Annotated in this window: 24 protein-coding genes; 18 read left to right on the top strand and 6 right to left on the bottom strand. The window is 57.8% G+C overall.

The features are described 5' to 3' along the window. Positions 1 to 95: 95 nt before the first annotated feature. Genes LINBF2_RS10240 through argH form a run of 3 tightly spaced genes read right to left on the bottom strand, consistent with a single transcriptional unit; the run spans position 96 to position 2,954 of the window. Positions 96 to 1,031 carry a 1-phosphofructokinase family hexose kinase gene (locus LINBF2_RS10240; protein ID WP_281888644.1) on the bottom strand — a complete coding sequence of 312 codons (936 nt, stop codon included), beginning with the start codon at positions 1,029 to 1,031 and terminating at the stop codon, positions 96 to 98. Continuing rightward, on the bottom strand, positions 1,028 to 1,504 hold the full coding sequence (locus LINBF2_RS10235; RefSeq protein WP_281888642.1) for a DUF2127 domain-containing protein: 477 nt from the start codon (positions 1,502 to 1,504) through the stop codon (positions 1,028 to 1,030). Before LINBF2_RS10235 ends, LINBF2_RS10240 begins: the two co-directional genes overlap by 4 nt. A 1-nt stretch (position 1,505) precedes the next feature. Next, the gene (gene argH / locus LINBF2_RS10230; RefSeq protein ID WP_281888640.1) at positions 1,506 to 2,954 is read right to left on the bottom strand and encodes an argininosuccinate lyase; all 1,449 of its coding nucleotides are present in this window, start codon (positions 2,952 to 2,954) and stop codon (positions 1,506 to 1,508) included. Positions 2,955 to 3,149: 195 nt separating this feature from the next. On the opposite strand from argH, the gene hemC reads away from it, so the two are divergent. Genes hemC through LINBF2_RS10210 form a run of 4 tightly spaced genes read left to right on the top strand, consistent with a single transcriptional unit; the run spans position 3,150 to position 7,327 of the window. Then, entirely contained in the window at positions 3,150 to 4,058 is a 909-nt protein-coding gene (hemC, locus tag LINBF2_RS10225) for a hydroxymethylbilane synthase (protein ID WP_281888638.1), read from the top strand. A 17-nt stretch (positions 4,059 to 4,075) separates the two neighbouring features. Then, complete coding sequence (locus LINBF2_RS10220; RefSeq protein ID WP_281888636.1) at positions 4,076 to 4,945, top strand: uroporphyrinogen-III synthase; 870 nt, start codon at positions 4,076 to 4,078, stop codon at positions 4,943 to 4,945. After that, positions 4,942 to 6,027, top strand: a complete 1,086-nt coding sequence (locus LINBF2_RS10215) for a uroporphyrinogen-III C-methyltransferase (protein WP_281888635.1) — start codon at positions 4,942 to 4,944, stop codon at positions 6,025 to 6,027. Before LINBF2_RS10220 ends, LINBF2_RS10215 begins: the two co-directional genes overlap by 4 nt. A 1-nt stretch (position 6,028) precedes the next feature. Then, positions 6,029 to 7,327, top strand: coding sequence for a heme biosynthesis HemY N-terminal domain-containing protein (locus tag LINBF2_RS10210; RefSeq protein WP_281888633.1), 1,299 nt, complete (start codon positions 6,029 to 6,031; stop codon positions 7,325 to 7,327). Between the two features lie 165 nt (positions 7,328 to 7,492). Here LINBF2_RS10210 and LINBF2_RS10205 read toward each other — a convergent pair whose 3' ends face one another. After that, on the bottom strand, positions 7,493 to 10,522 hold the full coding sequence (locus tag LINBF2_RS10205; RefSeq protein ID WP_281888631.1) for an Rne/Rng family ribonuclease: 3,030 nt from the start codon (positions 10,520 to 10,522) through the stop codon (positions 7,493 to 7,495). 560 nt (positions 10,523 to 11,082) lie between these two features. Here LINBF2_RS10205 and LINBF2_RS10200 point away from each other — a divergent pair. From LINBF2_RS10200 to LINBF2_RS10185, 4 genes are read left to right on the top strand one after another with little or no spacing between them, the layout of a single operon-like run. Further along, on the top strand, positions 11,083 to 12,096 hold the full coding sequence (locus LINBF2_RS10200; RefSeq protein ID WP_281888629.1) for an RluA family pseudouridine synthase: 1,014 nt from the start codon (positions 11,083 to 11,085) through the stop codon (positions 12,094 to 12,096). Next, positions 12,093 to 12,758, top strand: coding sequence for an HAD-IA family hydrolase (locus LINBF2_RS10195; RefSeq protein WP_281888627.1), 666 nt, complete (start codon positions 12,093 to 12,095; stop codon positions 12,756 to 12,758). Before LINBF2_RS10200 ends, LINBF2_RS10195 begins: the two co-directional genes overlap by 4 nt. Before the next feature lie 5 nt (positions 12,759 to 12,763). Continuing rightward, positions 12,764 to 13,147: a Rieske 2Fe-2S domain-containing protein gene (locus LINBF2_RS10190; RefSeq protein ID WP_104801350.1), complete on the top strand. Its 384-nt coding sequence runs from the start codon at positions 12,764 to 12,766 to the stop codon at positions 13,145 to 13,147. 19 nt (positions 13,148 to 13,166) lie between these two features. Further along, a complete protein-coding gene (locus LINBF2_RS10185; RefSeq protein ID WP_104801351.1) occupies positions 13,167 to 14,135 on the top strand; it encodes a S49 family peptidase in 969 nt (322 codons plus the stop codon). Between the two features lie 109 nt (positions 14,136 to 14,244). Here the strand turns inward: LINBF2_RS10185 and LINBF2_RS10180 are convergent, their stop codons facing one another. Beyond that, positions 14,245 to 15,015 carry an SAM-dependent methyltransferase gene (locus tag LINBF2_RS10180; protein ID WP_281888625.1) on the bottom strand — a complete coding sequence of 257 codons (771 nt, stop codon included), beginning with the start codon at positions 15,013 to 15,015 and terminating at the stop codon, positions 14,245 to 14,247. After that, positions 15,012 to 15,617 carry a Maf family nucleotide pyrophosphatase gene (locus LINBF2_RS10175; protein ID WP_281888624.1) on the bottom strand — a complete coding sequence of 202 codons (606 nt, stop codon included), beginning with the start codon at positions 15,615 to 15,617 and terminating at the stop codon, positions 15,012 to 15,014. Before LINBF2_RS10175 ends, LINBF2_RS10180 begins: the two co-directional genes overlap by 4 nt. A 26-nt stretch (positions 15,618 to 15,643) precedes the next feature. Between LINBF2_RS10175 and LINBF2_RS10170 the strand changes: the two genes are divergently transcribed. The 10 genes from LINBF2_RS10170 (at position 15,644) to LINBF2_RS10125 (ending at position 23,867) form a co-directional block, all read left to right on the top strand. Then, positions 15,644 to 16,183, top strand: coding sequence for a YceD family protein (locus LINBF2_RS10170; protein ID WP_281888622.1), 540 nt, complete (start codon positions 15,644 to 15,646; stop codon positions 16,181 to 16,183). Between the two features lie 101 nt (positions 16,184 to 16,284). Beyond that, on the top strand, positions 16,285 to 16,467 hold the full coding sequence (rpmF, locus tag LINBF2_RS10165; RefSeq protein WP_100131470.1) for a 50S ribosomal protein L32: 183 nt from the start codon (positions 16,285 to 16,287) through the stop codon (positions 16,465 to 16,467). 75 nt (positions 16,468 to 16,542) lie between these two features. Beyond that, entirely contained in the window at positions 16,543 to 17,574 is a 1,032-nt protein-coding gene (gene plsX / locus LINBF2_RS10160; protein WP_104801355.1) for a phosphate acyltransferase PlsX, read from the top strand. A gap of 12 nt (positions 17,575 to 17,586) precedes the next feature. Then, positions 17,587 to 18,588, top strand: coding sequence for a beta-ketoacyl-ACP synthase III (locus tag LINBF2_RS10155; RefSeq protein WP_281888621.1), 1,002 nt, complete (start codon positions 17,587 to 17,589; stop codon positions 18,586 to 18,588). Between the two features lie 41 nt (positions 18,589 to 18,629). After that, a complete protein-coding gene (fabD, locus tag LINBF2_RS10150) occupies positions 18,630 to 19,580 on the top strand; it encodes an ACP S-malonyltransferase (protein ID WP_104801357.1) in 951 nt (316 codons plus the stop codon). 15 nt (positions 19,581 to 19,595) lie between these two features. Then, positions 19,596 to 20,339 carry a 3-oxoacyl-ACP reductase FabG gene (gene fabG, locus LINBF2_RS10145; protein WP_108281955.1) on the top strand — a complete coding sequence of 248 codons (744 nt, stop codon included), beginning with the start codon at positions 19,596 to 19,598 and terminating at the stop codon, positions 20,337 to 20,339. A gap of 91 nt (positions 20,340 to 20,430) precedes the next feature. Continuing rightward, entirely contained in the window at positions 20,431 to 20,670 is a 240-nt protein-coding gene (gene acpP, locus LINBF2_RS10140; RefSeq protein ID WP_104801359.1) for an acyl carrier protein, read from the top strand. Between the two features lie 17 nt (positions 20,671 to 20,687). Next, a complete protein-coding gene (gene fabF / locus LINBF2_RS10135) occupies positions 20,688 to 21,932 on the top strand; it encodes a beta-ketoacyl-ACP synthase II (RefSeq protein ID WP_281888617.1) in 1,245 nt (414 codons plus the stop codon). Positions 21,933 to 21,942: 10 nt separating this feature from the next. Continuing rightward, positions 21,943 to 22,377, top strand: a complete 435-nt coding sequence (locus LINBF2_RS10130; protein ID WP_281888615.1) for a hypothetical protein — start codon at positions 21,943 to 21,945, stop codon at positions 22,375 to 22,377. A gap of 14 nt (positions 22,378 to 22,391) precedes the next feature. After that, the gene (locus tag LINBF2_RS10125; RefSeq protein WP_281888613.1) at positions 22,392 to 23,867 is read left to right on the top strand and encodes a DegQ family serine endoprotease; all 1,476 of its coding nucleotides are present in this window, start codon (positions 22,392 to 22,394) and stop codon (positions 23,865 to 23,867) included. Positions 23,868 to 24,023: the final 156 nt, after the last annotated feature.

Raw genomic sequence — 24,023 nt, 5'->3', positions numbered from 1 at the left:
GGTCTCCTAAATTTGAGACGGATGGTAGCCCGAGGTGATGCTCAAGCCCTGTGAAGAGTGCGACAGCGGGATTGAAATAATTTAAAGCGAGGGCGTCAGGCTGCTTGAACCACCACTTGTGGCAGCAAATAGTGCACATCTGCCGCTTGGCTCAACGAGGTGCCAGGCGCAAGCAAGGCGGCCGCCCCAGACGCCATGCCGTACTGAAACGCCTTGACCAAGCTGTCTCCACGCTCCAGTGACCACACCATGCCGCCCACAAAACTGTCGCCCGCGCCAATCGTGGTTTGCACATCAACCTGAATGCTGCGGGCACGCCACTGTTCGTTGGCACTGACCACCAAGGCGCCGTCTGCGCCCAAAGACACCGCCACGATCTCGGCGTGGCCGCTTTGAATGAGTTGCTGCGCGGCTGCTACTTGGGCTTCTTCGGTGGTCAAGGCTTGGCCGGTTAAATCGCGCAGCTCACGCAAGCTGGGTTTGAACAAATACACGCCGACCTTCAGTGCTTCGGTCAGCGCAGGGCCATTGGTGTCTAGCACCACGCGCACGCTGTGCGCTTTGGCCAAGGTGGTCAAGCGCGCATAAAAGTTCTCGGGCACGCCGGGTGCCAAGCCGCCGCTGATGACCAAGAATTGTTTGGGCAGGTGTTGTGCCACGTAATCAAAACACGCTTCCACTTCAGCGGCTGAGACCTGAGGGCCGGGCAGCACAAAGCGAAAGTCATTGCCGCTCGATGTTTCGTGCACCGAAAAACTCTCGCGTGTTTCTTCGGCGATGGGCATGACATGGCAGCGCACTTTCTCTGCGCTCATCAATTTGTGGTGACGCTCGCCTGTGACGCCGCCTGCCATATACAAAGCCACGCAGTTCGCGCCCAAACGGTGCAGCACACGTGCCACGTTCACGCCTCCGCCGCCCTGGTGTTTGATCACCGAGCCGCAACGCATCTTGTGTGTGTCGCTCACCTTGTCGATGGTGGTCAACACATCCAAGGCCGGGTTGAGGGTGATGGTGAGGATGTCGGTCATGCGTGTCCCTGTTGTTGATGGCGATGCCACAAGGCGTAGGCTAGGTAGCCCACGATGACCGTATTCAATGTCACGATGAAGGCGTTCATCCATGAGGGCTCGTCGATGAAATGCACCACCTCAAACGGAATGTAAATGCCGCCCGACAGCGCACCCAAATACTCGCCCCATGCTTTGCCTAGCCAAAGACCCGTTGCTTCGATAAAGCGCAACGCAATGTAGACCGAGGCCAGTATCAGCAGCATCTGTACATCGGTGTCTGGCAGCAACTCAGCGTAATGCAGCAGCAGGGAAGGGTAGTGCGCCTCGGGGTCCAGGCCAAAGCGACCAATCAGCGTCAAGACCACAGCACGCACATCGCGGTGCAGCAGGTCGAGCACGCCAATCAAACCAGCCAGCGCGGCCAAGCCTTTGGTTGCCTCAAAGGCAGCGATGGCGTGGAGGGCGCTGCGCTGACTCGGGGCGTCTGACATATCAGCCTAGGCGTTTGTGGTGACGCTCAATCTGCGCCCAAACCTGAACAGGTGCTGTTCCACCCAGAGTGTTGCGTGCATTGAGTGAGCCATGCAGGCTCAAGCAGTCGTACACATCTTTTTCGATGGCGGGGTGAAAGCTTTGCAACACTTCAAGTGGCAGCTCAGACAAATCGCAGTTGTGGCTGGCAGCGGCTTTCACGGCGTGTGCCACGGTCTCGTGGGCATCGCGGAAAGGCTGGCCTTTTTTCACCAAGTAGTCGGCCAAGTCGGTGGCAGTGGCAAAGCCTTTTTTTGCCGCGTCTTCCATGGCTTGGGCGTTGACGGTGATGCCACCTTCTTTTTGGCCCGTGGCTGGGTTGACTTGTCCGCCCACCATTTCGCTGAAGATGCGCAGCGTGTCTTTGAGTGTGTCCACCGTGTCAAACAAAGGCTCTTTGTCTTCTTGGTTGTCTTTGTTGTAGGCCAAGGGCTGGCCTTTCATCAAGGTGATGAGGCCCATCAAGTGACCGACCACGCGGCCAGTTTTGCCGCGTGCGAGTTCGGGCACGTCTGGGTTTTTCTTCTGCGGCATGATCGAGCTGCCGGTGGTGAAGCGGTCGGCAATTTTGATGAAGCCAAAGTTTTGGCTCATCCACAAAATCAACTCTTCCGACATGCGGCTGATGTGCACCATGCACAGGCTGGCGGCGGCGGTGAACTCAATGGCGAAGTCGCGGTCGCTCACGCCGTCTAAGCTGTTTTGGCAGACTTGTGCGTTGCCGTGTTCATCGACCATGCCCAGTGTGCGGGCCACGCGCTCGCGGTCCAGCGGGTAGGTGGTGCCTGCCAAAGCAGCGCTGCCTAATGGCAAGCGGTTGGTGCGGCGGCGCACGTCGCTCATCCGCTCGGCATCGCGTGCAAACATTTCCACGTAGGCCAACAGGTGGTGGGCAAAGCTCACGGGCTGGGCCACTTGCAAGTGGGTGAAGCCGGGCAAGATGACTTCGACGTTTTTCTCAGCCACTTCCACGAGTGACTTTTGCAAATCGACCAGCAAGTCGATGATCAGGTCCATCTCGCTGCGCAACCACAGGCGCACATCGGTGGCCACTTGGTCGTTACGGCTGCGTCCGGTGTGCAGGCGCTTGCCCGCATCGCCTACCAGTTGGGTGAGGCGCGCTTCGATGTTGAGGTGCACGTCTTCGAGGTCGAGCTTCCACTCGAACTGGCCAGATTCAATTTCAGACCAAATTTGTGCCATGCCTTTTTGGATGGCGGCATGGTCGTCTTTGCCGATGATGCCTTGGTGGCCCAGCATCTCGGCGTGGGCCAAGCTGCCCGTGATGTCGGCTTGCCACAAGCGTTTGTCAAAGAACACGCTGGCGGTGTAGCGCTTGACCAACTCGCTCATGGGTTCAGAAAACAGGGCGGACCACGCTTGGGATTTTTTGTCGAGTTGGTTTGTCATATGGGTCAGATTTTATCGGGCTGGCGGGGGCTTCCCGTTAAGACGTTTTGCTTTCGTCTTGGCGGCGCGCGCTTTCTGCAAGCCAAACGCCAAGGCCCGCCTGCTAACATTTGCCTCAATTGATTTCGCCACGCGCGTTGTGGCCCTGAAAAAGCGAGTTTTGTTTTGTCCACTGCTTCCTCATCCCCTGTTTCCTTGACCATCGCCACCCGCGAAAGCCGCTTGGCCATGTGGCAAGCCGAGCATGTGCAAGCCTTGTTGCAGGCCCAAGGCCACAGCGTGGCGCTGTTGGGTATGACCACGCAGGGCGATCAAATCTTGGACCGCTCCTTGAGCAAAGTGGGCGGCAAAGGTTTGTTTGTGAAAGAACTCGAAGTGGCCCTTGAAGAAGGCCGAGCCAACTTGGCCGTGCATTCGCTCAAAGATGTGCCCATGGATTTGCCCGAAGGCTTTGATCTGGCCTGTGTGATGGAGCGCGAAGACCCGCGTGATGCGTGGGTGTCGTCCACCTATGCACATCTGAACGATTTGCCGCAAGGCGCGGTGGTGGGCACGTCTAGCCTGCGCCGTACCGTGCTGCTGCGCGCTTTGCGCCCCGATTTGAAGATTGAGCCTTTGCGTGGCAACCTCGACACCCGTTTGCGCAAGCTCGACGAAGGTCAGTACGACGGCATTGTGTTGGCCGCTGCGGGCTTGAAGCGTTTGGGTTTGGGCGAGCGCATTCGCCACATTTTTGAAACCACCGAGATGTTGCCCGCCGCAGGGCAGGGCGCGTTAGGCATCGAAGTGCGCAGCAACCGTGCCGACGTTGCACAAGCCTTGGCCCCCTTGGCCGATGCCGCTACTTGGCTGACCGTGACCGCCGAGCGCGCCGTGAGCCGCGCCATGGGCGGCAGCTGCTCGATGCCTTTGGCCGCACATGCCACCTTGACCGATGGCGTGCTGCACTTGCAAGCCGCTTGGGGTGACCCATCGGGCGCGCCGGTGTTGTTGCGTGCTGAAGTAAAGCAAGCCTTGAATGCGGCTGACCCCGCTTCGCGCGATGCCGCTAACTCGCTGGGCGAATCGGTGGCGGCTCAGTTGCGCGCGCAAGGCGCTCACTAAACCTCACGTTGCCAGCCATGCGCGTCATCATCACCCGACCTGCAGGCGATGCGCCAGCGTGGGTGGATGCGCTGCAAACTGCGGGCTATCAAGCACTGGCCTTGCCGTTGATTGAGGTGGGGCCCGCCACACATCGACAAGCTGTGGTGCAAGCGTGGGCGCAATGGGCTGAATTTCAAGCCGTGATGTTTGTCAGTGCTCAGGCTGTGCGCTATTTCTTTGACAGCCAACCCGCGGCGCAGCGTGTCGATGCTGGCCAAGCTGCTAGCCCCACCTGGTTAAACGGCCCGCGCTGTTGGGCCACAGGCCCCGGCACGCACAAAGCCTTGCTGCAAGCGGGCGTGCCCGAGGCGTGCATTGACAGCCCCGCCGCCGACGCGGCGCAGTTTGACTCAGAAGCCTTGTGGCAACGTGTGGCCTCGCAAGTCAAGGCAGGACAGCCTGTGCTGATTGTTCGTGGCCATGATGTGTCGGCAGACGCAGGCATGTCACAAAGCACTGCGGGTGTTTCACAAGCAGTGCCAAGCGCCGTAGCAGAGGTTCCACCGAACGGCACAGGTCGTGATTGGTTGGCTCAGAAACTGCAGGCCGCAGGCGCATCGCCTCAGTTTGTGGTGGCTTACGAGCGTCGCGCGCCCCTGTGGTCGGCAGAGCACAAAGCGCAGGCCGTCAGTGCCGCGACGGACGGCAGTGTGTGGTGCTTCAGCAGCTCGCAAGCGATTGAGCATCTGGTCCATGCTTTGCCCACGCAAAGCTGGGCCAAGGCACGCTGTCTTGCCACCCATCCCCGCATCGCGCAAACCGCACAGTCCTTGGGTTTTGGTGAAATTCAAATGTCTAAGCCGTCATTGGCAGATTTATTAGTCTCATTAGAATCTCTGGCATGAAGCCAGAGCACGACGACACCCACAACCTCCCGCCTTTGGGCCACACCACAGAACCGCTTGCCAGCGCGAGTGAGTTCAACAACACAACGGACACCAGCAAGTGGCTCACACGCAGCATCGGTGCGTTGGCTGTGGTGGGCGCTGTGGGGTCGGGCCTGATGTGGGCCAAGCTCTCGGGCATTCAAGAACAACTGGCACGCCAAAGCGCGGACACCGGCAGCCAAGCCGTGGAAGCGCGTGTGACCTCCAAACAAGCCGAAGAGCTGGCGCGCGAAACGGCAGCCCGCTTGTCGGTGACCGACGCCAAACTCAGCGAAGTGTCCTTGCAACGCAGTCAACTCGAAGAGCTGATGCAAAGCCTCTCACGCTCGCGTGACGAAAACCTGGTGGTGGATATTGAGTCCGCCATTCGTCTGGCCCAACAACAAGCCCAGCTCACTGGCAGTGTGCAGCCCTTATTGGCCGCGCTCAACTCGGCTGAGCAACGCTTGACCAAGGTTGCGCAGCCGCGCTTGGCCCCTGTGCTGCGTGCTGTGACCCGCGACATCGAACGCATCAAGGCTACCTCGGTGGCCGACACACCTGCTTTGCTTTTCAAGCTCGACGAACTGGTGCGCGTGGTCGACACCTTGCCACTGCTGAACGCAGTGGGCAATGCGCCTCAACCCAAAGCTGCTCAGCCCGTGCCCACCACCAGCTGGGCGAAAGCCATCAGCATGAGCTGGTGGGAGAAGGTGTGGTCCGACATTTGGAACGATGCACAAAACCTCATTCGCGTGAGCCGCATCGACAAGCCCGAAGCCAGCATGCTCGCGCCCGACCAAAGTTACTTTGTGCGAGAAAACCTCAAACTGCGTTTGCTCAATGCCCGCTTGGGTTTGCTGGCCCGTCACTTTGATGTGGTGCAGTCCGACATGAAGCAAGCCAACGACGATTTGGCGCATTACTTCGACATGCAAACCCGCCAAGGCCAAACCACCTTGGCGCTGGCGCGTGAGGTGTTGGCGCAGTCCAAGCAAATTGAGATTCCGCGCGTGGACGACACCATCGCGGCCCTCACCACAGCTGCAGCGGGGCGCTGACATGAGAGCCGCTCTGTGGTTTGTGGCCCTGTTTGGTGTGGCGGTGGCGTCTGCTTTGTTGGCGGGTGGCAATCAAAGCACGGTGACTGTGTTTTGGTCGCCTTACCGTGTCGACCTGTCGCTCAATTTGGTGTTGCTCGTGCTCGTGGTGTTGTTTGTCATGCTGCACTTGTCGTGGCGCGCCATGTCGGCTTTGTTTGAATTGCCGCACCAAGCGCGTCGCTGGCGCCTGCAACAAAAAGAACGTGCCATGCACGCGGCTTTGCTCGATGCTCTGTCTGAGTTGTGGAGTGGTCGCTATGTGCGCGCTGTGAAGTCGGCTGACAAAGCCCTCGCATTAGAAAGCTTGTTGGCTTCGGTACGCACGGCTGATGACCCTGCCCCTCGCCACGCGCACCAGCTGCGTGCGGTATCGCATTTGGTGGCGGCTGAAAGCGCACACGCTTTGCGTGACCGCGATACACGTGTGTCTCACCTGCAAGCCATCATGGCCATGAACCGCGAAGCGTCGGATGAGTTGGTGGAAGAAACCATGGAAGCCGCCTATTTGGCAGCCGCCCGTTGGTCCTTGAGCGACCGCGATGCACCCGAGGCCGCTCGCTGGCTCGATGGTTTGCGCCACGGTGCAGCCCGCCGCATGTTGGCTTTGCGCATGCGCCTCAAAGCTGCTCGCTTGAACAAACAACATGCCTCAGCTTTGGAGACCGCACGCTTGCTGACCAAGCACGGCGCGTTTTCAGATGCAGCTGGCCAAAGCCTGTTGCGTGAGTTGGCTGTGGCCAGCCTGAACGAAGCGCACGACAGCGCCCAATTGCAACGCGCATGGGATGCTCTAGAAGTCACCGAGCGCAGTCAACCCGACGTGGTGCTGCACGCCGCACAACGCATGCTCAAACTCAGCGGCGAAGCCGCAGCCGTGATGCCTTGGCTCACGCCTTTGTGGAACCGCATGGTGCAGCAGCCTGACAGCTGCACGCCTGCCATCCGTGAGCGCGTGGCCCAAGCTTTGGCCCGTGCGCTGGTGTTGTTGCCCGCCGACCCCGAGTGGTTGGCCAGCATCGACCGAGCGCGTCAAACTTACCCACGTTGGGTGGAGCTGCAATATTTGGCTGGCATGGTGTGTTGGCATCATGCGCTGTGGGGCAAGGCCCAACAGATGTTGGAGCAAGCTGCACCTCAACTCACCCATGCCGACATGCAGCGCCATGCTTGGCGTACCTTGGCCCAATTGGCTGAGCAAAAAGAAGATACGGCGCGTGCCCAGTCGTGCTGGAAACGAGCCGCTGAAGTGGCGGCATAAAGCGGCAGTGCTTTGGCAAGCATCGTTGGTTCATAGCTAGAGCTGCTGTACGCATTTGTCGTCTAGACGCTCAAACATCACGTACACCCCATAAACAAAAAAGGCCTAGATTTCTCTAGGCCTTTTTCTTTTGGAGCTCATCACCCCTTGCGGGGTGCGGGTGGTTTACAGATCCCTGCGGGTCTCAACCAACACCAGTGGGCCTTCATCCAAGATCACCAGCGGTGGGCGCTCGCGTGGCACATGCACAGGCTTTGGCTCAGCTGCGATGGCTGCTTGTACGGCGGCGATGCTGTCTGGATTGGAGTTGACCCATTCCAAACCGCTACCTTGAGCCACGGCTTGCATCTCTGCCAAAGGCAGTGTGAACGCTTGGATATGCGGCATGCCTTGGCGTGCAGGGGCTTGGGCCGCTGGCGCTGCTGACTGTGCTTCTTCACGCGGTGCGTGACGTGGAGCGCGGTCGGAACGGTCAGAGCGCTCGTTGCGTTCTTGGCGCTCTGGACGCTCACCACGTGGTTCGCGTGGTTCACGCGGTTGGCGTGGCTCACGTGTCTCGCGGGCTTCTTGCGGGGCTTGCTCGTTTGACGTGTGGTCATGCGCAGCGTGGTCGTGCTCAGCAGTTTGGCCGTTGTCGGCGTGTTCTGTAGAACCTTCTTCACGCGGTGCGCGGTCGCCACGCTCGCGGCGGTCACGGCCGTAACGGTCGCGTGAGCGGCGCTCACGACGCTCGCCACCGTTCTCGTCGGTTTGCGTTGCTTGGCCTTCGGTGTCAGCAGCTTGGTCGAGTGGCAAGGCTTCAGGGTTGCCGTTTTCGTCTAAACGTGGGGCGCGTTCACGGCGACCGTCGTTGCGTTCGCCGCGTGGGCTGCGTTCGCGACGGCCTTGGCCACCTTCACTGCGTTCGCCGCGCTCTGTGCGTTCACCGCGAGGTTCGCGTTGCTCGTTGCCGCCTTCGGTGCTTTCGCCACGCTCTTCGCGGGCCATGCGTTCGTTGCGGGCTTTGGCGCGAGCTTCTGCTTGAGCTTCAGGTGATGCGTTGTTGTCGAGGGCGGCTTGGCCTTCTGCATTGCGAACTTCACCGTTACGGCCTTCTGCATTGCGGCCTTCGCCACGACCACCGCGGTTGCGGTCTTGACGTGGGCCACGGCCTTCGCGACCACCCTCGCTGCGACCACCTTCACCGCGTTGTTCCACATTGCGCTCGCCACGCTCTGCACGCTCGCCGCGTGCTGGGCGTTCGCCACGGGCCTCAACGCCTTCGGCGTTGCGCTCATTACGGCCTTCAGCGTTGCGACCTTGACCTTCAGGGCGCTCACCGCGCTCAGCGCGATCACCACCACGGCCACCGCGGCCACCACGGCCGCCTCGGCTATTAGCACTGCGGCCATCACGGCGCTCGCCGCGTTCGCCTGGCTTTTTGTCGCCTACAGCTGGCTTGGCTTTTTCTTCTGAGTCGCTGCTGAACAAACCAGTGAACCAACCCCACAAGCCGCTTGATTTAGCTTCGGGTGCTTTGGCCGCAGGCTTAGCGCCGCGTGCGTGTGCAGGTGCTTTCGCCGGTGCAGCAGGCTTAGGCTCATGTGCTGGCGCAGGTGCATCAGGCAATACGCCTTTGATGACGGGCGTTTGCTTATTTGTAGGCTCTTGTGAGCGGCGTGTCACGGCAGTGGGGTCTTCAAACTCCTCGGCCATTTTGTAGCTGGCTTCCACGCGGTCGAGGCGCGGGTCGTCGTGCTTGAGACGCTCCAACTTGTAGTTCGGTGTTTCCAGTGTCTTGTTAGGCACGAGCAACACGTTCAAGCGTTGTTGAATTTCAATCTTGGCAATTTCAGTGCGCTTCTCGTTCAACAAGAACGACGCCACTTCCACTGGCACTTGGGCGTACACGGCTGCCGTGTTGTCCTTCATGGACTCTTCTTGGATGATGCGCAAGATTTGCAGCGCCGAGCTCTCGGTGTCACGCACGTGGCCAGAGCCGCCGCAGCGTGGGCAAGGAATCGAAGCACCTTCGCTCAGCGCAGGGCGCAGGCGTTGGCGGCTCATTTCCATCAAGCCGAATTTGCTGATGGTGCCAAATTGCACGCGGGCACGGTCGTGGCGCAATGCTTCGCGCAAGCGGTTTTCCACATCACGGCGGTTGCGGCTTTCGTCCATGTCAATGAAGTCGATGACGATCAGGCCGCCCAAGTCGCGCAAGCGCATTTGGCGGGCCACTTCGTCGGCAGCTTCAAGGTTGGTGCGTGTCGCAGTTTCTTCGATGTCGCCGCCTTTGATGGCGCGTGCCGAGTTAACGTCCACAGAAACCAAAGCTTCGGTGTGGTCAATCACAATCGCGCCGCCTGATGGCAGGTTGACGGTGCGGGCATAGGCCGATTCGATTTGGTGTTCGATTTGGAAGCGGCTGAACAGCGGGGTTTCGTCGCTGTAGCGCTTCACGCGAGCGGCGTGCTCAGGCATGACGTGGGCCATGAACTGGTGCGCTTGCTCATAGATGTCATCGGTGTCGATCAAGATGTCGCCGATGTCATGGTTGAAGTAGTCGCGGATGGCGCGGATGACCAAGCTGGATTCTTGATAAATCAAGAACGCGCCTTTGGCACCCTTGGCGCCGTCGATGGCGGTCCACAACTTGAGCAAGTAGTTCAAGTCCCATTGCAACTCAGGGGCGCTGCGGCCAATGCCAGCGGTGCGCGCGATGATGGACATCCCCTTCGGGTATTCCAATTGGTCCATCGCTTCTTTGAGTTCGGCGCGGTCGTCGCCCTCGATGCGGCGGCTGACGCCACCACCACGTGGGTTGTTGGGCATGAGCACCACATAGCGACCGGCCAAGCTGATGAAGGTGGTCAGGGCTGCGCCCTTGTTGCCACGTTCTTCTTTTTCCACTTGGACCAAGAGTTCTTGGCCTTCTTTGATGGCGTCTTGGATGCGTGCTTGGCTCGCAGTCACGCCTTCGGCGAAGTACTGCTTGGAGATTTCTTTGAATGGCAAGAAGCCGTGGCGGTCTTCGCCGTAGTCCACAAAGCAAGCTTCGAGCGATGGTTCAACGCGGGTGACTACAGCTTTGTAGATGTTGCCTTTGCGCTGTTCGCGGCCTTCGATTTCAATTTCATAGTCGAGCAGTTTTTGGCCGTCGACGATGGCCAGGCGGCGTTCTTCCGACTGGGTTGCATTAATGAGCATCCGTTTCATGATGCGGTTCCTTCACGTGTCAAATCATCACAGGCCCATGACGGGCCAACGATGCCTGAGGGACGTCAGAGAACGAAGGGAATTGCCGCTGAGACCGTCACCTCCACGCTAATCAATGTGAGATCAGCGCAGGGGACGGTGGGTGGGCGCGTGGATAAGGGCAAGAAGTCGCGGTTGTCCTGTTGTCGAGTGCGTGGCTTGATGAGCCGTTGCAGGGGAGACAGGGCTGGTCCAGCTGGCAAAGGTGCGACGCGCAACGCTGCACACAGTCGGTGGCAAAAGCCACTCTGTGCAGAGTTCCATCAACATCAACATTGCCACAACCATCGTTTTTGCTTCTCGCAGTCATCCGTCATGGAGGCTTTTCAAAAAGAGCCTCCACGACTTGGGGTATTCCGTTTCAGTGTTTTCTGATCGTCGGCTCAACTTTTGGGGCGAGGGCCACTCAGTCTCTTGGGTACTGGGTCTGCGTCTCGGGCACAAAAGGGGCATCGACCTTACCGCGTTCGTCAGTACATGGTCTAATCTCTGTTAAATCAAGCACTTAGAGCAAAACGCTGGTGAATCACATTATAGGGGCTTCGGCCCCAACCCCCGCCCCCTCGGTAAAAACACTGACTGTCGACGAAGACTCGGCTGGTCAGCGCTTAGACAACTTCCTCATGCGCCACCTCAAGGGTGTGCCGAAAACCCACGTCTACCGCATCATTCGCTCCGGCGAAGTGCGGGTGAACAAGGGCCGCGCCTCGGCCGATCAACGGGTGGAGGCGGGCGATTTGGTGCGCTTGCCGCCTGTGCGCATCTCGGCTCAAGTGAAGGCCAAGGCCGATGCACCCGCTCCTGCCCGTGAATTTCCCGTCCTGATGGAAGACGAGGCCATGATGGCCATCGACAAACCGGCAGGCGTGGCTGTGCACGGCGGCAGTGGGGTGAGCTTTGGCGTGATCGAACAACTGCGACGTGCCCGTCCAGCCTCGACCAACCTAGAACTGGTGCACCGACTAGACCGCGAAACCTCGGGCGTGTTGCTGGTGGCCAAAAAGCGCAGCGCCCTCAAAAACCTGCAAGACCAGTTCCGCGACCGCGAAACGGGCAAAACCTATTTGGCCTTGGTGCTGGGCCTGTGGCCGTCCAACAAGAAGGTGATTGACTCGCCCTTGTTCAAGTACACCGTCGAAACTGGTGTGGGCGAGGGTGAACGCCGCGTCAAAGTGGTGGACAAGGACGATCCGAACGGCATGCGTTCCATCACTTTGGTGCGTGTGGCACGCACGGTGGGCCCGTACACGCTGCTGGAAGTCACCATCAAAACCGGTCGCACCCACCAAATTCGCGTGCACTTGGCCAGCCAAGGCCACCCGATTGCGGGTGACGACAAATACGGCGACTTCGAGCACAACAAACTCTTGCAGAAGATGGGCCTCAAGCGCATGTTCTTGCATGCCTGGCAGCTCAAGTTTCAGCATCCGCAAAGCCACCGCCCCGTCAGCTTGCAAGCGCCGCTGCCGCCGGAGCTGAAAAACTTTGTGGACGGCATTCAGCCGCCCATCATTCAACCGCACCTCGACGTATGACCACACGCCCGCGCCAGTTTGATTTGATTGCCTTCGATTGGGACGGCACGCTGTTTGACTCCACGCAAATCATCACCCGTTGCATTCAGGCCGCCGTAGTGGATGTGGGCGGCGTCAAGCCCACGGACGAGGCGGCGTCTTATGTGATTGGCATGGCGCTCATGCAGGCATTGGCCCATGCTGCGCCTGATGTGCCGCAAGACAAATACCCGCTGTTGGGTGAACGCTACCGTTTCCATTACATGAAGCACGCCAATGACATCGCCTTGTTTGATGGCGTCTTGCCTTTGCTGGCCGCTTTGCGCGAACGCCACCATTGGCTGGCAGTGGCCACAGGCAAAAGCCGCCGAGGCTTGGATGAAGCCTTACATACCAGTGAACTCAAAGGCGTGTTCGATGGCTCGCGCACGGCAGATGAAACAGCAGGCAAGCCCCACCCACGCATGCTGCACGAGCTGATGCGCGAATTTGGCGTGGAGCCCGGACGCACCTTGATGATTGGCGACACCACGCACGACCTGCAAATGGCCGTGAATGCGGGTTGCGCCAGTGTGGGCGTGAGCTACGGCGCACACGACCACGGCCAGTTTGAACCCTTGAACCCACGATTCATCGCGCACTCTGTGAAGGAGTTGCACGATTGGTTGTTGGCGAATGCGTAAAAGCCATGACTGACTTTGCTTCTCAAGTGATGCCCTTGTGCAACAGCGCCGACTTGGCCGATGGTGGCCGCGCTGTGCCGTTTGATGTGGTGTTTGCGGGCCAAACCTGCCGCGCCTTTGCCATTCGCTTTGAAGGCCAGCCGCATGCCTACCTCAACCGCTGTACCCATGTCGCGATGGAGATGGACTTTCAGCCGGACCAGTTTTTTGACGCGTCAGGCCGCTGGCTGATGTGCGCCACCCACGGGGCCGAGTACGCACCTGACACGGGTGAATGCGCCGGTGGGCCTTGCCGCGGTGGCTTGGTGAAAATTGAGCTTTTAGAAGCCGATGGCGTCGTCCACTGGCATACTGCGTACAACTTGAAACCTTTCGAATTTTTAGATTAATTTGCAAAAACTTACTGACATGTCTGAGCACCACGAAAACCAAGAAAAACCTAGCCACAAAACGGTCTGGGAGCGCGACACCTTGGAGCGCTTGGCATTTGCCACGCTTGCCGAGCAACGTGCCAGCCGTCGCTGGCGCATCTTTTTCCGCTTTGCTTGGTTGGCATTGGTGGCTGCATTGCTTTGGACGGGTATGCACAAAGGCGGTGTGACGGGTGCCAACCCCAGCCAGCCACACACGGCTGTGGTTGCTATCAAAGGCGAAATCGCCGATGGTGCCGATGCCAGCGCCGAGTGGGTGGTGACGGCATTACGCGCTGCGTTTGAAGACGAAGGCTCGCAAGCGGTGGTCTTGCAAATCAATTCGCCCGGTGGCAGCCCCGTGCAAGCAGGCATCATCAACGACGAAATTCGTCGCTTGAAAGAAAAACACAAAAAGCCGGTGTACGCCGTGGTGGAAGAGTCTTGCGCCTCTGCCGCTTATTACATCGCCGTGGCTGCAGATGAAATTTACGTCGACAAAGCCAGCATCGTGGGCAGCATTGGTGTGTTGATGGATGGTTTTGGCTTCACTGGTTTGATGGACAAACTCGGCGTGGAGCGCCGCCTGATGACGGCTGGCGTGAACAAAGGTTTCTTAGACCCGTTCAGCCCACAAACCAAGCAACAACGCACGCACGCACAAACCTTGCTGGACCAAATTCACCAACAGTTCATCCAAGTGGTGCGTGATGGTCGCGGCAAGCGTTTGAAAGAAACGCCAGAACTGTTCAGTGGTTTGTTCTGGAGCGGTGAGCAAGCGGTAGAGCTCGGTCTTGCTGATGGCTTGGGTAACCTTGACTACGTGGCTCGCGAAATTGTGAAAGCCGAAGACATCATCGACTACACCCGGCACGAAAACGTGGCCGAGCGTTTGGCCAAGCGCTTTGGCGCTGCCATTGGCGAAGGTGCGGTGCGTGCGTTGCAGACCATGCCTGCGGTGCGTTGATTTGCTTTGATCCGCGCTGATATTTAAAAAGTTGCGAGCGACTTGGTCGCTTCAGCTCAAAGCAAAAAGGCTCCGCGAGGAGCCTTTTTTTGATGCTGCATGTGCTGCGTTATTTACCAATCAAAAACACAGTGGGTTCACCCGAAATTTGGGCCTTGCCCGCACTGCGCCAAGCTTGCACAGTTTTGCAGTGCACTTGCATGCTGGCCATGGTCAAGCCGCTAGCGCGGGCTAAGCGGGTGTTGCCTTGCAGACCATTCACCAGTGCATCCCATAGGGCTTGGTTGCGATAGGGAGTCTCGATAAACATTTGGGTTTGGCCGTGTTTGGCGGCGAGGTTTTCTAGCTCGCGCAAGCGCTGCGTGCGGGCCGCAGCGTCTTGTGGCAAGTAGCCCACAAACGCAAAGTTTTGACCGTTCAAACCACTGGCGGCCAAGGCCAGCAGCAATGACACAGGGCCCACCAGCGGCACCACACGAATGCCCAGTTCGTGCGCGGCGCGCACCACCGACGAGCCGGGGTCAGCCACCGCAGGCATGCCCGCTTCGCTGACCAATCCCACATCGTGGCCTGCCAAAGCGGCTTTGAGCATGGGCTTGGCATCAAACTCGCCCGTGTGGTCGCCTTTTTTGTGCACCTCGCGGGGCAGTTCGGTGATGGTGTTTTCTTGAATGGTTTTAGCTAACGGCACATGGGCATCCACACGCTTTAAGAAGGCGCGGGTGCTTTTGGCGTTCTCGGTAATCCAGTGCGTCACGCCTGCTGCCAGGCGCAAGGTTTCTTGCGGCAGCACATCGGTGATGGGGGCTTGGGTGTCACAGCCAAAGTCCAGTGGTGTGGGTACGAGGTAAAGCGTGCCTTTTTGGGTTGCGGCGGTCATGGTTTCATGGCTCCTAACAAGTCAATGCCAGCGGCGCGCAGCAGTCGGGCGGTGCGGATCATGGGTAGGCCAATGAGGGCAGTGGGGTCGTCGTTGTCGATGGCGTCGAGCAAGGCAATGCCTAGGCCTTCGCTCTTGGCGCTGCCAGCGCAGTCGTAGGGTTCTTCGGCGCGCAAATAGGCTTCGATTTCGGCGTCACTCAGATCGCGAAAGCGAACCTTGATTTGCGCGAGTTCGGTTTGTTCAAACTGGCTGTCCATGCAGACCACGGACACCGCGGTTTGAAACACCACGGTTTGGCCGCGCATGCGTTGCAGTTGCAGCACGGCGCGTTCGTGGGTGCCTGGCTTGCCCAAGGGTTCGCCGTTCAGGTCAGCCACTTGGTCTGAGCCAATCACTACCGCGTTGGGGTGCAAGGTCGCCACAGCTTTGGCTTTGGCCAAAGCCAAACGGGTGGCAAGCGCGTGCGGGGCTTCGCCTGCCAGTGGCGTTTCGTCCACATCGGGGCTGACCACGTCAAAAGGTACACGCAAACGCTCAAGTAGTTCGCGGCGGTATCGTGAGGTAGAGCCCAAAATCAGGGCGCGTTGTGCAATAGACATGGGTGGATTCTCTTACACTGGCGCGCATGCAAACACCAAAGAACCTTCATGCCCTCGATGTCAAAGCCTTTGCCAAAGCGCAAATGCACCTTGAGGGTGACACACCCGTGGCAGAGTTTGAGCGCTTGGCCGCAGACTGCAGCGGCGAGGTGACGGGCCATGTGTCATGGTCAGCGCAAGGCGCCATTGACCCCGAGCAACGTGGCAAAGACGACGCTTGGTTGCACTTGGAAGCCAAAGCCACCGTGCCCTTGACTTGCCAGCGCTGCCTGCACCCTGTGCCAGTGGAGTTGCTGATTGAGCAAGATTTCCGCTTTGTGGCTGACGAAGCCACCGCATTGGCCGAAGACGATGAGTCAGATGAAGACCTGTTGGTCATGGAAGACAACTTCGACTTATTGGCCTTGATTGAGGACGAGCTGCTGATGAGCTTGCCCTTGGTGCCCATGCATCCAGCGTGTTTGAGTGAGCAGGCACCAACTTCGCAAGAAGAAGAGGCCATCTTGGCTGAGGTCAAACCCAACCCATTTGCCGTGCTGGCGTCGCTCAAAACGCGCAAGCACTGAAATCGTAGGAGTTGGGCTATAATCGTAGGCTTCGTGTCACGCTGACCCATGGTTGGTTTGTGGCCCAACGGTTAACCCACATTTAGTTCCAGGAGCCGATCATGGCTGTTCAACAAAACAAAAAATCTCCTTCCAAGCGCGGCATGCACAACTCGCACACAGCGTTGACAGCTCCCGGCACAGCCGTTGAGCCAACGACTGGTGAAATCCACTTGCGTCATCACATCAGCCCCACCGGTTTCTACCGTGGTCGCAAAGTGTTGAAGACCAAGTCTGAAGCTTAATTACTTCATTCTTCATTGGCCCGTGGCTGTCTTTGGCGCCTCGGGCTTTTGTTTTTTTGACGAGAAGAAACCTGCATGACCACTCTTGCTGTTGATTGCATGGGTGGCGACCATGGCCCGCGTGTCACGCTGGTAGCCTGTCGCCGTTTCTTGGATACGCACCCAGACGCGAAACTCTTGTTGGTCGGTCTGCCTGAGGCGCTATCGTCTTTTTCTCATCCTCGCGCTCAAGTGATTCCAGCCTCCGAAGTGGTGGGCATGGATGACCCCGTCGAAGTGGCCTTGCGCCGCAAAAAAGATTCGTCCATGCGCGTGGCGATTGAGCAGGTGAAGAGTGGTGCTGCCCAAGCGGTGGTATCTGCTGGTAACACGGGGGCATTGATGGCGATCTCACGCTATCTGCTTAAAACCATCGACGGTATCGATCGCCCGGCCATTGCGGGTCGCATGCCCGATTTCAAAGGTGGCGGCACGACGATGCTTGATTTGGGCGCCAACGTCGATTGCACGCCTCAGCATTTGTTGCAGTTTGCGGTCATGGGTTCGGCCTTGGTGTCGGTGCTCGACAACATTGAAAGCCCCACGGTGGGCTTGTTGAACATCGGCGAAGAAGACATCAAAGGCAATGAAGTCATCAAAAAAACAGGCGAACTGTTGCGAACTGCGGCTAACTCTGGTGATTTGAACTTTTATGGCAATGTCGAAGGCACAGACATTTACCAAGGCACGGTCAACTTGATCGTGTGCGACGGTTTTGTGGGTAATGTGGCTCTGAAAGCCAGCGAAGGCTTGGCGCATAAGATCAGTGAAACGCTGAAAAATTCGTTTACACACAACATCTTCACAAAAATTGCAGCTATTTTTGCCTATCCTGTACTTTCTGATTTCAAAGACAAGGTGGACCACCGCCGTTACAACGGCGCCGCGCTTTTGGGTTTGAACGGCATTGTTTTTAAGAGCCACGGTTCCGCCGATGATGTGGCCTTTGGTACTGCTTTGAACCGCGCGTATGATGCAGCCCACCATAACTTGCTCGAACGTGTGCGTTCACGCATTGCCCATGCGGCTCCTTTGTTAGCCCTAGGACAATCAGACGCCTCGGCCTGAGCCACCTGATTAATGACCCTTTTCTCCCGAATCACTGGCACCGGAAGTTTTCTCCCACCTCGCCGGTTGACCAACGCAGACTTGGTCGCAGAACTGGCCGCACAAGGTGTGGAAAGCTCTGACGAATGGATTGTTGAGCGCACAGGCATCCGCGCCCGCCATTTCGCGGCACCAGAGATGAACAGCAGCGACTTGGCTTTTGAGGCTTGCAAACAAGCACTCGACGCCGCGGGTCGCCGTCCCCAAGACATTGACCTCATCATTGTTGCCACGTCCACGCCGGACATGGTGTTCCCATCCACCGCCGCTATCTTGCAACACAAGCTGGCCCAGTTGGACGAAGACGCAGCCGGTATTGCTGGCGCTCCTGCGTTTGACGTGCAAGCGGTGTGCAGCGGGTTTATTTATGCGCTGACCGTGGCCGACGCCATGATTCGCGCGGGCAACGCCAAACGCGCTTTGGTGGTGGGTTCTGAAATTTTCTCGCGCTTGCTCGATTTCCAAGACCGCACCACGTGTGTGTTGTTTGGTGACGGCGCTGGTGCAGTTGTGCTTGAAGCCTCTGAGACGCCTGGCATCTTGGCGACCGACATTCATGCTGATGGCAAGCATGTGGGTATTTTGTGTGTGCCAGGCCATGTGCGCAACGGCAACATCTTGGGCGACCCTGTGCTCAAGATGGACGGCCAAGCTGTGTTCAAGCTGGCTGTCGGCTTGCTTGAAGGTGCGGCCCGCACCGTGCTGGACAAAGCTGGCTTGACAGAGGCTGACATCGATTGGCTGGTACCGCATCAAGCCAACATCCGCATCATTCAAAGTACAGCTAAGAAGCTGAAACTACCTATGGAAAAGGTCGTTTTGACCGTTCACGATCATGGCAACACCTCGGCGGCATCGATTCCGCTGGCGTTGGACAAAGCGGTGCGCAGCGGCCAGGTGAAGCCTGGTCAAACCCTCATGCTCGAAGGCGTGGGTGGTGGCTTCACGTGGGGCGCCGTGCTCGTCAAGCTGTAAGTCTGCGCAAGACTTGGTGTGACAAACTTTTCAAATACCTTATGACTTCATTTGCTTTTGTATTTCCAGGTCAAGGCTCTCAATCCGTCGGCATGCTCGACGCTTGGGGCGATAACCCTGTGGTTGCTCAAACTTTGGTTGAGGCATCTGATGCCATGGGCGAAGACATTGCCAAGCTGATCCACGAAGGCCCTAAAGAAGCTTTGGGCTTGACCACCAACACGCAGCCTGTGATGTTGGTGTCTGCCGTGGCGGCTTATCGCGCTTGGTTGGCTGAAGGTGGCGCTGTGCCATCTGTAGTGGCTGGCCACTCTTTGGGTGAGTACTCTGCTTTGGTCGCTTCTGGTGTGTTGACACTGGCGCAAGCTGCACCGCTGGTGCGTTTCCGCGCACAAGCCATGCAAGAAGCCGTGCCCGTGGGTACAGGCGCCATGGCTGCCATTTTGGGTATGACGGCTGCGCAAGTGATTGCAGGTTGCGCCGAAGCGCAAGCTACTTTTGGTGCAGGTTCTGCCGAAGTGGTGGAGGCTGTGAACTTCAACGACCCAGGCCAAACCGTGATTGCAGGCAGCAAAGCCGCCGTTGAAAAAGCGTGTGAAGTCCTCAAAGCCAATGGCGCGAAGCGCGCCTTGTCTTTGCCTGTGTCTGCACCTTTTCACTCCAGCCTGATGAAGCCTGCGGCGGATCGCCTGAAAGAAAAATTAGCTGCCACCAGCTTTGCCGCAGCGCAAATTCCGGTGGTGAACAACATCGACGTGACGGTAGAGACCGACGCCGACCGCATGCGTGACGCCCTCTACCGCCAAGCCTTTGGCCCCGTGCGTTGGGTCGAGTGCGTGGCCGCCATCAAGGCGCGTGGCGTGACCACCTTGGTCGAGTGCGGCCCAGGCAAGGTCTTGGCTGGCATGGTCAAACGCATTGATGCAGATTTAACAGGCTTGCCTTTGTTTGACCCCGCCAGCTTGGCTGAAGTCAAAACTGCGCTGGCTTAATTAGAAGAGAACAAGATGAGCGAACACAAACAACACATTGCCTTGGTGACGGGCGCTTCGCGCGGCATCGGTGCCGCCATTGCCCAAGAGTTGGCCCAACAAGGCTACTTGGTCATCGGCACGGCCACGTCGGACGACGGCGCTGCCAAAATTACCCAAGCTTTGTCTGCCCACGCAGGTTGCCGCGGTGCGAACCTGAACGTCAACGACTCAGCGGCCATCGACGCCTTGTTAGAACAAATCACCAAAGACCACGGCGCATTGCATGTGTTGGTGAACAACGCCGGCATCACCCGCGACACCTTGGCCATGCGTATGAAGGATGACGATTGGGATGCTGTGCTCGACACCAACCTCAAAGCCGTATTCCGCATGTCACGCGCCGTCATGCGTCCCATGATGAAGCAGCGTTATGGCCGCATCATCAGCATCACCAGCGTGGTGGGCGCATCTGGCAACCCAGGTCAAGCCAACTACGCGGCGGCCAAGGCCGGTGTGGCTGGCATGACCCGCGCATTGGCGCGTGAGTTAGGCAGCCGTGGCATCACGGTCAACTGTGTGGCTCCAGGCTTCATCGAAACCGACATGACGGCTTCATTGCCTGAAGAACAACAAAAAGCCTTGCTGGGCCAAATCCCGCTGGGGCACCTCGGCAAGCCTGCTGACATTGCACACGCTGTGGCCTATTTGGCTGGCGCACACGCCAGTTATGTGACGGGCCAAGAGTTGCATGTCAACGGCGGCATGTTCATGGCGTAAAGTCATTTGCATCAAAACAAGTAACAGAATCAATACGGTCAGTCCGTCCGGTTAAAATAGCGGTCTTATTCACAACCCTTAGAGGGAATCCATGAGCGATATCGAACTGCGTGTCAAAAAAATCATTGCTGAACAACTCGGCGTTGAAGAGTCTCAAGTTACCAACGAAAAAGCCTTCGTGGCCGATTTGGGTGCTGACTCCCTGGACACAGTGGAATTGGTGATGGCATTGGAAGATGAGTTTGGTATTGAAATCCCAGACGAAGATGCCGAAAAAATCAACACCGTGCAAAACGCGATTGACTACGCGTTGACCCACAAAAAAGCCTAACTACTAGGAAGCACCGCATGAGCCGTCGTCGCGTCGTCGTGACCGGCCTAGGTTGTATCAGCCCCGTGGGTAACACGGTGGCAGACGCTTGGGCCAATCTTTTAGCTGGTAAATCTGGCATTGCCAACATCACGCGTTTCGACGCGTCTGGCATCAATTGCCACTTTGCTGGTGAAGTGAAAGATCTAGACCTTGACCAATACATCCCTCCCAAAGAGGCGCGTGCTATGGACAAGTTCATTCATTACGGCATTGCTGCGGCGGTGCAAGCGGTTCAAGATTCAGGCCTCGCCACCTGCGAAGCCCTGAGCGAAGAAGAAGCGACGCGCATTGGCGTCGTGATCGGCTCTGGCATTGGCGGCTTGCCGCTGATTGAAAGCATGCATGACGAAATGTTGGCCAAAGGCCCACGTCGTATTTCGCCTTTCTTTGTGCCAGCGTCCATCATCAACATGATTTCTGGTCACGTGTCCATGCGTTACGGCTTTAAGGGCCCTAACTTGGCCGTGGTCACAGCCTGTACCACAGGCTTGCACAGCATCGGCGAAGCCGGTCGTCACATTGAGTACGGCGATGCCGACGTGATGATTGCAGGCGGCTCTGAGGGCTGCATGTCTCCCTTGGGCGTGGGTGGCTTTGCCTCCATGCGTGCACTGTCAACCCGCAACGACGACCCCGCCACTGCTTCGCGCCCTTGGGACCGCGACCGTGATGGCTTCGTCTTGGGCGAAGGTGCTGGCGTTATGGTGCTCGAAGAGTACGAACACGCCAAAAAGCGTGGCGCCAAAATTTACGCTGAACTCGGTGGCTATGGCCTGAGTGCAGATGCGGGTCACATGACTGCACCTAATATGGACGGTCCACGCCGAGCCATGCTCAGCGCTTTGCGTAACGCAGGCGTGAATGCGGATCAAGTCGACTACTTGAACGCACACGGTACATCCACACCTCTGGGTGACATCAACGAAACCAACGCTATCAAGGCAGCTTTGGGCGATCACGCCAAGAAGACGGTGGTTAACTCGACCAAGTCGATGACCGGCCACTTGTTGGGCGGCGCTGGCGGCATTGAGAGTGTGTTCACGGCTTTGGCGATTTATCACCAAAAGAGCCCACCCACCATCAACATCTTCAACCAAGACCCCGAGTGTGACTTGGACTACTGTGCCAATACAGCACGCGACATGAAGATTGATGTGGCCCTCAAAAACAACTTCGGATTTGGCGGCACCAACGGCGCGTTAGTTTTCAAACGCGTCTAAGGCTTTCGCCATGCACAACGCCCCATCGGTTTCATATCCGGTGGGGCGTTGTGCTTTTCAGCGTTGGCTTTATGCGTTTTTTATGGTGCTGACGTCGGCGGTGTTGTTGGCTTGGGCGTTCAACCAAGGTTTGACTGCAACTTGGTATTTGGCAGTTGCCGCCGCAGCGCTCGGCTTAATTTTGGGATCGCGTGTGCTGGGTCAAGCAGGAACGCTCACTTGGGATGGTCAGGTCTGGTGTTTGCATGACCAAGGCTTAGGTCTTGAAGATGCTTTGGGCGACGTGCATGTGGCGCTAGATGTGCAAAAAGCCTTGCTTTTACGTTGGCTACCCGCATCTGACACACTGCACGCCAAACCGCTTTGGTTGTGGCTGGGCTTGCAAGCCTCAGACAACCGTTGGCAAGATTTACGTCGCGCTGTGTACCAGCGCACCAATAAGTGATGAAGGAAACAAACATGGCACGACCATTGGTATTGAAACGTTCGCTCTCGCTGGGCTTGTTGTGCGCCTCTTTATGGGCCACGGGTCTTCAAGTGGCTCTGGTGCAGCCTGCCGCTGCGCAGATTGTGAAAGGCTTGCCTGATTTCACCGAGTTGGTGGAGCAGGTTGGGCCTTCAGTGGTGAACATCCGTACCTTGGAGAAAACCGCTGTGCGTGATGTGCAAGGCAATGAGCCCGATGCGGAGATGCAAGAGTTCTTTCGCCGCTTCTTTGGCGTGCCCATGCCTATTCCTAACAACCCCAACACACCTCGTCAGCAGCGTCGTGGCCAGCCTGAAGAGGCGCAGCCCAAAGGTGTGGGTTCGGGCTTCATCTTGTCAGCCGATGGCTTTGTGATGACCAATGCACACGTGGTTGATGGTGCTGACCAAGTGTTGGTCACTTTGCCCGACAAACGCGAGTTCAAAGCCCGCATCGTGGGCTCCGACAAGCGCACCGATGTGGCGGTCGTCAAGATTGATGCCACTGGCTTGCCCGCCGTGAAAATCGGCGATGTGAACCGACTCAAAGTGGGCGAGTGGGTCATGGCGATTGGTTCGCCCTTTGGTTTGGATAACTCGGTCACTGCAGGCATCGTGAGTGCCAAGCAACGCGACACGGGCGACTATTTGCCGTTCATCCAAACTGATGTAGCCATCAACCCCGGCAACTCGGGCGGCCCGCTCATTAACATGCGTGGCGAAGTGGTGGGCATCAACAGCCAAATTTATTCGCGCTCGGGTGGCTTCATGGGCATCTCGTTTGCCATTCCGATTGACGAAGCTGTGCGCGTGAGCGAGCAGCTGCGTGCCACTGGCAAAGTGCAGCGCGGTCGTTTGGGTGTGCAGATTGACCAAGTGAACAAAGAAGTGGCCGAGTCACTGGGCTTATCCAAAGCCCAAGGTGCTTTGGTGCGCGGCGTAGAGCAGGGCTCGCCTGCGGAGAAAGCGAGCTTAGAGCCCGGCGACATCATCTTGAAGTTCGAGGGCAAAGCCATCGAAAAGTCCACCGACTTGCCGCGCATGGTGGGCAACACCAAGCCAGGTACGCGCAGCGCCATACAGGTGTGGCGCCGTGGCAGTGTGAAAGACATGTACATCACCGTGGGTGAGTTCGAAGCCGACAAGCCTTTGAAGAAGGCGGCAGCCACAGAGAAGCCTCAAACAGGTAACGTCACCAAGGTGTTGGGTCTGACAGTGGGCGAGCTGACGGACGCGCAGAAGAAAGAACTCAAACTGCGTGGCGGTGTGCGTGTGGATGCTGTGGCTGAGCCTGCTTCACGTGCAGGCATTCAAGAGGGCGATGTGATTTTGGCGCTGGCTAACATCGAAACACTCAATGTGCAAACCCTTGAAGCCCTGACAGCCAAGCTGGACCGCAGCAAACCCGTGAGTCTGTTGATTCGTCGAGGCGAGTGGGCGCAATACACAGTCATTCGACCTGCGCGTTAAGTCCCTAGACTGAAGTCGGGAATGGTGAGAGTCACAAACTATTTTTGAGGTTGTGAAAAATAGTTTTTAAGTTGGTGCTTGCTAACTTAAATAATGTGTTCAAGCCCTTTTTGTATAGAATCGAGGGGCTGAATGCTCTTTTGCGATATATCGCAA

The organism is Limnohabitans sp. TEGF004 (assembly GCF_027924965.1).
Taxonomy (GTDB): domain Bacteria; phylum Pseudomonadota; class Gammaproteobacteria; order Burkholderiales; family Burkholderiaceae_C; genus Limnohabitans.
The sequence above is the reverse complement of the archived record's forward strand: the minus strand, read 5'-3'. Positions and strand labels throughout refer to the sequence as shown.

Bases quoted from the DNA above. Each gene is read 5' to 3' on its own strand.
- fabG (WP_108281955.1), top strand. From the start codon at position 19,596: ATGAGCGAACACAAACAACACATTGCCTTGGTGACGGGCGCTTCGCGC.
- LINBF2_RS10175 (WP_281888624.1), bottom strand. From the start codon at position 15,617: ATGTCTATTGCACAACGCGCCCTGATTTTGGGCTCTACCTCACGATAC.
- LINBF2_RS10130 (WP_281888615.1), top strand. From the start codon at position 21,943: ATGCACAACGCCCCATCGGTTTCATATCCGGTGGGGCGTTGTGCTTTT.
- LINBF2_RS10125 (WP_281888613.1), top strand. From the start codon at position 22,392: ATGGCACGACCATTGGTATTGAAACGTTCGCTCTCGCTGGGCTTGTTG.
- LINBF2_RS10240 (WP_281888644.1), bottom strand. From the start codon at position 1,031: ATGACCGACATCCTCACCATCACCCTCAACCCGGCCTTGGATGTGTTG.
- LINBF2_RS10190 (WP_104801350.1), top strand. From the start codon at position 12,764: ATGACTGACTTTGCTTCTCAAGTGATGCCCTTGTGCAACAGCGCCGAC.
- LINBF2_RS10195 (WP_281888627.1), top strand. From the start codon at position 12,093: ATGACCACACGCCCGCGCCAGTTTGATTTGATTGCCTTCGATTGGGAC.
- LINBF2_RS10220 (WP_281888636.1), top strand. From the start codon at position 4,076: ATGCGCGTCATCATCACCCGACCTGCAGGCGATGCGCCAGCGTGGGTG.
- fabF (WP_281888617.1), top strand. From the start codon at position 20,688: ATGAGCCGTCGTCGCGTCGTCGTGACCGGCCTAGGTTGTATCAGCCCC.
- rpmF (WP_100131470.1), top strand. From the start codon at position 16,285: ATGGCTGTTCAACAAAACAAAAAATCTCCTTCCAAGCGCGGCATGCAC.
- plsX (WP_104801355.1), top strand. From the start codon at position 16,543: ATGACCACTCTTGCTGTTGATTGCATGGGTGGCGACCATGGCCCGCGT.
- LINBF2_RS10205 (WP_281888631.1), bottom strand. From the start codon at position 10,522: ATGAAACGGATGCTCATTAATGCAACCCAGTCGGAAGAACGCCGCCTG.
- LINBF2_RS10185 (WP_104801351.1), top strand. From the start codon at position 13,167: ATGTCTGAGCACCACGAAAACCAAGAAAAACCTAGCCACAAAACGGTC.
- LINBF2_RS10180 (WP_281888625.1), bottom strand. From the start codon at position 15,015: ATGACCGCCGCAACCCAAAAAGGCACGCTTTACCTCGTACCCACACCA.
- argH (WP_281888640.1), bottom strand. From the start codon at position 2,954: ATGACAAACCAACTCGACAAAAAATCCCAAGCGTGGTCCGCCCTGTTT.
- fabD (WP_104801357.1), top strand. From the start codon at position 18,630: ATGACTTCATTTGCTTTTGTATTTCCAGGTCAAGGCTCTCAATCCGTC.
- LINBF2_RS10170 (WP_281888622.1), top strand. From the start codon at position 15,644: ATGCAAACACCAAAGAACCTTCATGCCCTCGATGTCAAAGCCTTTGCC.
- LINBF2_RS10235 (WP_281888642.1), bottom strand. From the start codon at position 1,504: ATGTCAGACGCCCCGAGTCAGCGCAGCGCCCTCCACGCCATCGCTGCC.
- LINBF2_RS10210 (WP_281888633.1), top strand. From the start codon at position 6,029: ATGAGAGCCGCTCTGTGGTTTGTGGCCCTGTTTGGTGTGGCGGTGGCG.
- acpP (WP_104801359.1), top strand. From the start codon at position 20,431: ATGAGCGATATCGAACTGCGTGTCAAAAAAATCATTGCTGAACAACTC.
- LINBF2_RS10215 (WP_281888635.1), top strand. From the start codon at position 4,942: ATGAAGCCAGAGCACGACGACACCCACAACCTCCCGCCTTTGGGCCAC.
- LINBF2_RS10155 (WP_281888621.1), top strand. From the start codon at position 17,587: ATGACCCTTTTCTCCCGAATCACTGGCACCGGAAGTTTTCTCCCACCT.